The sequence below is a fragment of the Rhodococcus sp. EPR-147 genome (assembly GCF_001647185.1).
GTDB lineage: Bacteria > Actinomycetota > Actinomycetes > Mycobacteriales > Mycobacteriaceae > Rhodococcoides.
The window spans coordinates 1-5,208 of the sequence record NZ_LVCU01000195.1 but is presented as its reverse complement, the minus strand read 5'-3'; the positions used below and the strand labels follow the sequence as shown (position 1 = coordinate 5,208).

The window sequence follows — 5,208 nt, the reverse complement described above, 5'->3', positions numbered from 1 at the left end:
ACGGCGACCGGGTGAGCTTCGTGGCCCGCTACTTTCCCATCACCTCGCACTTCAATGCCGAACGCGCGGCGCGAGCAGTCGAAGCTGCAGCCCAGCAAGGCGGCTTCGAGGCGATGTATCAGCGGATGTACGAGACGCAGGCGCAGTGGGGTGAGCAGCAGGTTCCCCAGGACGAGCTGTTTCGCAGTTTCGCAGTCGAGCAGGGACTGGACATGAGCGCCTTCGATGCCGCCTACACCGACCCTGCGACACTCGACCGCATCGAAGCCGACGTCGCGGACGGGATAGCGCTCGGCGTGCAAGGCACCCCGACCTTCTTCCTCAACGGCACCAAAATCGAGCCCACCACCTACGGAGACCTCGCCGATGCCCTCGACGCTGCACTCGGCTGACCCCACGGCTGCCACCGGACCCCGTCAGGGCGGGCCTTTCGATCGGAGCCTGCCCTGGGTTCTGCTGGTGGGAGGGCTGATCGGACTGACCGCCGCATTCGTACTCACGGCGGAAAAGTTTGCTCTTGCCCTCGATCCTGCCTACGCCCCGACATGCAGCATCAACCCGGTACTCAACTGCGGATCGGTGATGAACACCGATCAGGCGTCGGTGTTCGGATTCCCCAATTCCCTCCTCGGGATCGCAGGCTTCGCCGTCGTGGCAGCAGTAGGTGCCGGCCTTGTCTCCGGTGCTGTGTTCGCGCAGTGGTTCTGGGGTGCACTGCAGGTCGGTGTCACTGCCGCCGCAGTTTTCGTACACTGGCTGATCGGACAGAGCCTCTACGAGATCGGCGCCCTGTGCCCGTACTGCATGGCAGTGTGGGCAGTCACCGTCCCGATATTCTGGTACGTCACCTTGCGGAACCTTCACCGCGCCGGGTCCACACCCGCTCTCCGGCAGTGGTCCGACGCTGTGCTCGGCAATCACTCCATCCCGCTGACCGTGTGGTTTCTCGCCCTGATCACCCTGATCGCACAACGCTTCTGGCCGTACTGGTCCACGCTGCTATGACCCGCCACGAACCGTCGGCCCCTCTGCCGCGCTCTGAAAAGAGAAGGTCGGGCCGATGACGCGCGGCTGGTCGATTGTCATGCTCATAGTTGTTGTCGCATCGATCGTCGCACTGTGGCCCCGGTCCAGCGCCGACGATCGAGCATCCGTCACGAACACCATCGTGCCGGTCGGACCCACACCGTCCAGCCCGCCCCACCCCGGCACCGCCACCGCCACCGCGGACCCAGCAATGTCGCCGTGCCCGGTTCCGGTGCCCGGACGCCGCGGACCACTTGCCGGGGTGACGGCGAGCTGCATCGGCGACGACGCCGAAGTCGACCTCGCCGACGCTCTGGGCGGTGAGATGACTCTGATCAATCTCTGGGCCTCCTGGTGCGCCCCGTGCCGCACAGAAATGCCTGTACTCGACAGCTACGCCGCCGAACCCGACGCGATCCGGGTCGTCGGAATCGACGTCGAGGACCGACCCGAGGATGCGGCCGCGCTGCTCACGGAACTAGGCATTCGGTACCCCAACTACATCGACGACGGCGACGTCCAGAACGCGCTGTCGGCTCCACCGGTTCTGCCCCTGAGCTTCCTCCTCACACCGGGCGGGGACATCGTGCGTCTGACCGACCCCACGGTGTTCGAGACAACGGATCAGATCCGCACTGCAGTAAAGGATTTCACCTCATGAGACGTCGCCGAGATACGTGGGTACGTACACGCCACCAGGTCTCGATGCCTGCCGCGGCACTAGCATCGATCCTTGCCATCGTAGTGGTGAGCTCCGGATGCTCCGTCGGTGCCGACGCCGCCTCGACCGGCGGTAGCTTCGACTTCGTAGCACCCGGTGGCCAAACCGACATTTTTTACGATCCGCCCGAAACACGGGGAATCATCGGCGAACTCGCAGGTCCCGACCTGATGGAGGAGGGCAGAAACACCGCTCTGTCGGACTACGACGGTGAGGTAGTGGTGATCAATCTCTGGGGTCAATGGTGTGGCCCCTGCCGCGGCGAAGCCGACGACCTCGAAGAGGTCTACGAATCCACCCGCCAGCGCGGTGTGCAGTTCCTCGGCATCAATGTTCGAGATCCGCAGAAGGACAAGGCGCAGGACTTCGTCGTCGACAACAACGTCTCCTACCCCTCGATCTACGACCCCTCGATGCGGACGCTGATCGCACTCGGCGGGAATTACCCGACCAGCGTGATTCCCTCGACGCTGGTACTCGATCGCCAGCATCGAGTGGCGGCGGTCTTCATGCGCGCCCTGCTCACCGAAGACCTCCTTCCCGTCGTCGAACGGATAGCGGCCGAATGACCCTTCTCGCCCAAGACATCGGGTCGACATTTCAGAACGCCGCATCGAGCGGCCCTTTGGTGCTGGCGATCGGTGCATGCATGCTCGCCGGACTGGTCTCGTTCGCTTCCCCATGCGTCGTGCCGCTGGTTCCGGGTTACCTGTCCTACCTGGCGGGCATCGCCGGTGCCGATGCCCGATCGCTCGAAACCCCGAACAGCACAGCGCCCTCGGCGCCGCTGGCACGCCGGTGGCGTGTGGCCGGCGCCGCGTCGTTGTTCGTCGCCGGATTCACGATCGTCTTCGTCCTCGCCACAGCCTCGATCTTCGGAGTCATCGGCACACTGCGCATCAACGAGCAAGTACTCCAACGCATCGGCGGCGTCATCACCATCATCATGGGTGCGGCCTTCATCGGGTTGATTCCCACCCTTCAACGCGACACCCGATTCGCACCCCAACAGATCTCCTCGCTCGCGGGCGCACCGCTACTCGGTGGTGTGTTCGCTCTCGGTTGGACACCATGTTTGGGTCCGACTCTGGCAGGAGTGATCTCCGTTGCGGCAGGCACCGAAGGTGCAACCGCAGCGCGCGGGGTCACTCTCATCGTCGCCTACTGTCTGGGACTGGGCCTGCCGTTCGTCGTCCTTGCGTTCGGCTCGAGTTCGGCGATGCGCAGCGTCGGGTGGCTTCGGAGGAACTCCCAGAAGATCAAGACAGCGGGCGGCATCATCATGATCGCCGTCGGCGTCGCGCTCCTGACAGGCGCATGGGGGCTGTTCATCGCCTGGATACGCAACGAATTCGTCACTGCCGTCGTGTTGCCTATCTGAGGTAAGTGTGGAGTGTCGCCAACCCCCGTTTGCGAAGTTCGGGTGCCCGAACTATTTTCAGGGTCGCATTGATCTATCTGACCGTGATCTGACTGTCGGTGCCGCAGGCCTGCCGGCCCGAAACGCGTCCGATGGTCGTCGGGTGCCCGAGAGTACGGTCCCGCCCTGCACGACAACTTCACCCTCGCACGGGTAGAACGAGACGCGCTCGCGATCGTTTGAAAGGCGGGTAGTGCAGTCCACTTCTGAAACAATGCAGTCGTCTTCTGAAACTGACAAATTGGTCGACGCTCCGACCAGCCTGTCGGTGTCCTGGTAGATAGTGTTGCAAGTAATCCCAGTTTAATCGCAGATTCCGAGACGGAGGGCTCCAGGTGGACGAAAACCTGATCGGGTACGCCCGATGCTCCACACGAGGACAGGATCTGCGAGCGCAGCGCACAGCACTTCGCCGGATGGGCGTCGATACCGGCAGCATCTATACCGACCGCGGATACACCGGACGTAACCGGGAACGACCCGGCCTCGCCGAAGCCCTCGCGGCAGTGGGGAAGGGGGACACCTTGGTGGTCACGAAACTCGACAGACTCGGCCGATCGGTCACCGACCTGAACGCCATCGTCACCGAGCTCGACGCCAAAGGTGCACGGTTAATCTACGGCGGCCAGGTCTACAGCCCCGGCGATCCGTCGAGCAAGATGTTCTTCACCGTCCTCGGCGCGATGGCGGAGTTCGAGGCCGACCTGACGCGCGCCCGCACCCGCGAGGGCGTCGCGATCGCCAAAGAGCAGGGCCGGATGACCGGCCGCAAACCCAAACTCACTGCACTGCAACATGAACGCATCCTCAAGGACTACGAATCCGGCGAGTTCGGTGCCGTGAAACTCATGGAATTGTACGGACTGAGCCGATCAGCCGTATACGCCGCCCTCATCCGTGCCCGCGAGCAGCGTGACGGAGTACCCACACCCCGCCCCACAACGACCAGGAGCTGAAAAGCTATGACCACCAACGCCAGTCGCCACGCCATTGGTGTGCTCGATGGAGCTAAGTTCGGCCCCGTCGTCGAGTCGACGTCATGACCGCCGAACGGGTGGTCATTCGGTGCGCCTGGTGCGACCAGTGGCACTCCGAGACCCCGGCGAATCTGGTGCCGTCCCAGTCGGTCTATCACGACGAGTGCCGCCCAGTAGGAGTGAACGGCTGGACCGCCGCAGCCGCCGATGCTGCTGGTCCTGCTCGGCCCCGCCGGTAGCCCGCGCCATGACAACCAGGAGCTGAACGACGATGACCACCACCAAGCCGATCGCTACGCCACCGACTGGCTCGCCAAAGCCCACTTCGCCCGCAGATGCAACGATCTGGCCGAACCGTGGCCTGCATGGTCGACCGGTGAACTACTCGCGGTCGCCGTGATCTTGCAGGACATGCGCAAGCTCGCTGACCTCGATTACACCGAAGTCGACGCCCTGGAACGTCTTCGGTACGACATCGACTTACCTGATCTCAATACCGCGGCGCAATGGTTCGAGGATCTACGCGCCCGGTTGTGAGCAACCAAGTACCCCATCCGGCCACAAAGGCCCCGGCAGTGCGGACACACCGCCGGGGCCGGTCGATCACAGAACGGACCTGCGATCAATGAACAACGCTAGTACTCCCGACCTCGACTCCACCAGCGAGGACACCCTCGACGTCCACCCCCGCGTCCTTACCGGTGCACTGATCACCGGCCTCGCCATCGCCATCGTCGTCGGCGCAGCATCCTTCAAGCTCTCCTTCTCCACCCTGCTCGACCTCGCCGTCATGGCCGGCATCCACCCGGCCGATGCCTGGGTCATCCCCGTCGCTCTCGACGGCCCGATCCTCGCCGCAGCCGTCATCCGGATCGCTCTCTCTCAACACACCGACGCCGCCACCAAAAGAGGCCGGCGACTCGTCGTGGCAGTGCTGACAGTCTCGGCGATCCTGTCCATCGCAGGCAACGCCTACCACGCCGTCCTGACCGCCACCGTTCTCAACGCCGCCGTCGCAGCAGCAATAGCAGCATTAGCGCCAGCGATGGTCCTCACGATGAGCG

Annotated in this window: 8 protein-coding genes; all 8 read left to right on the top strand. The window is 63.8% G+C overall.

From position 1 onward, the window contains the following. The coding region (locus A2J02_RS09815; protein WP_156516169.1) for a DsbA family protein at positions 1 to 392 on the top strand (392 nt) is incomplete at its 5' end. Further along, on the top strand, positions 367 to 1,005 hold the full coding sequence (locus tag A2J02_RS09810) for a vitamin K epoxide reductase family protein (RefSeq protein ID WP_068049645.1): 639 nt from the start codon (positions 367 to 369) through the stop codon (positions 1,003 to 1,005). The genes A2J02_RS09815 and A2J02_RS09810, both read left to right, overlap by 26 nt. 55 nt (positions 1,006 to 1,060) lie before the next feature. Further along, the gene (locus tag A2J02_RS09805) at positions 1,061 to 1,687 is read left to right on the top strand and encodes a TlpA family protein disulfide reductase (protein WP_068049644.1); all 627 of its coding nucleotides are present in this window, start codon (positions 1,061 to 1,063) and stop codon (positions 1,685 to 1,687) included. 44 nt (positions 1,688 to 1,731) lie between these two features. Further along, positions 1,732 to 2,316: a TlpA disulfide reductase family protein gene (locus A2J02_RS09800; protein WP_068049643.1), complete on the top strand. Its 585-nt coding sequence runs from the start codon at positions 1,732 to 1,734 to the stop codon at positions 2,314 to 2,316. Further along, positions 2,313 to 3,128 (top strand): cytochrome c biogenesis CcdA family protein, encoded by an 816-nt coding sequence (locus A2J02_RS09795; protein ID WP_068049642.1) that lies wholly within the window; start codon positions 2,313 to 2,315, stop codon positions 3,126 to 3,128. Before A2J02_RS09800 ends, A2J02_RS09795 begins: the two co-directional genes overlap by 4 nt. 374 nt (positions 3,129 to 3,502) lie before the next feature. After that, positions 3,503 to 4,123 carry a recombinase family protein gene (locus A2J02_RS09790; protein ID WP_052056709.1) on the top strand — a complete coding sequence of 207 codons (621 nt, stop codon included), beginning with the start codon at positions 3,503 to 3,505 and terminating at the stop codon, positions 4,121 to 4,123. A 228-nt stretch (positions 4,124 to 4,351) separates the two neighbouring features. After that, complete coding sequence (locus A2J02_RS09785) at positions 4,352 to 4,681, top strand: hypothetical protein (protein ID WP_032385466.1); 330 nt, start codon at positions 4,352 to 4,354, stop codon at positions 4,679 to 4,681. An 88-nt stretch (positions 4,682 to 4,769) separates the two neighbouring features. Continuing rightward, a partial coding sequence (locus tag A2J02_RS09780; RefSeq protein ID WP_156516168.1) for a DUF2637 domain-containing protein occupies positions 4,770 to 5,208 on the top strand: 439 nt, incomplete at its 3' end.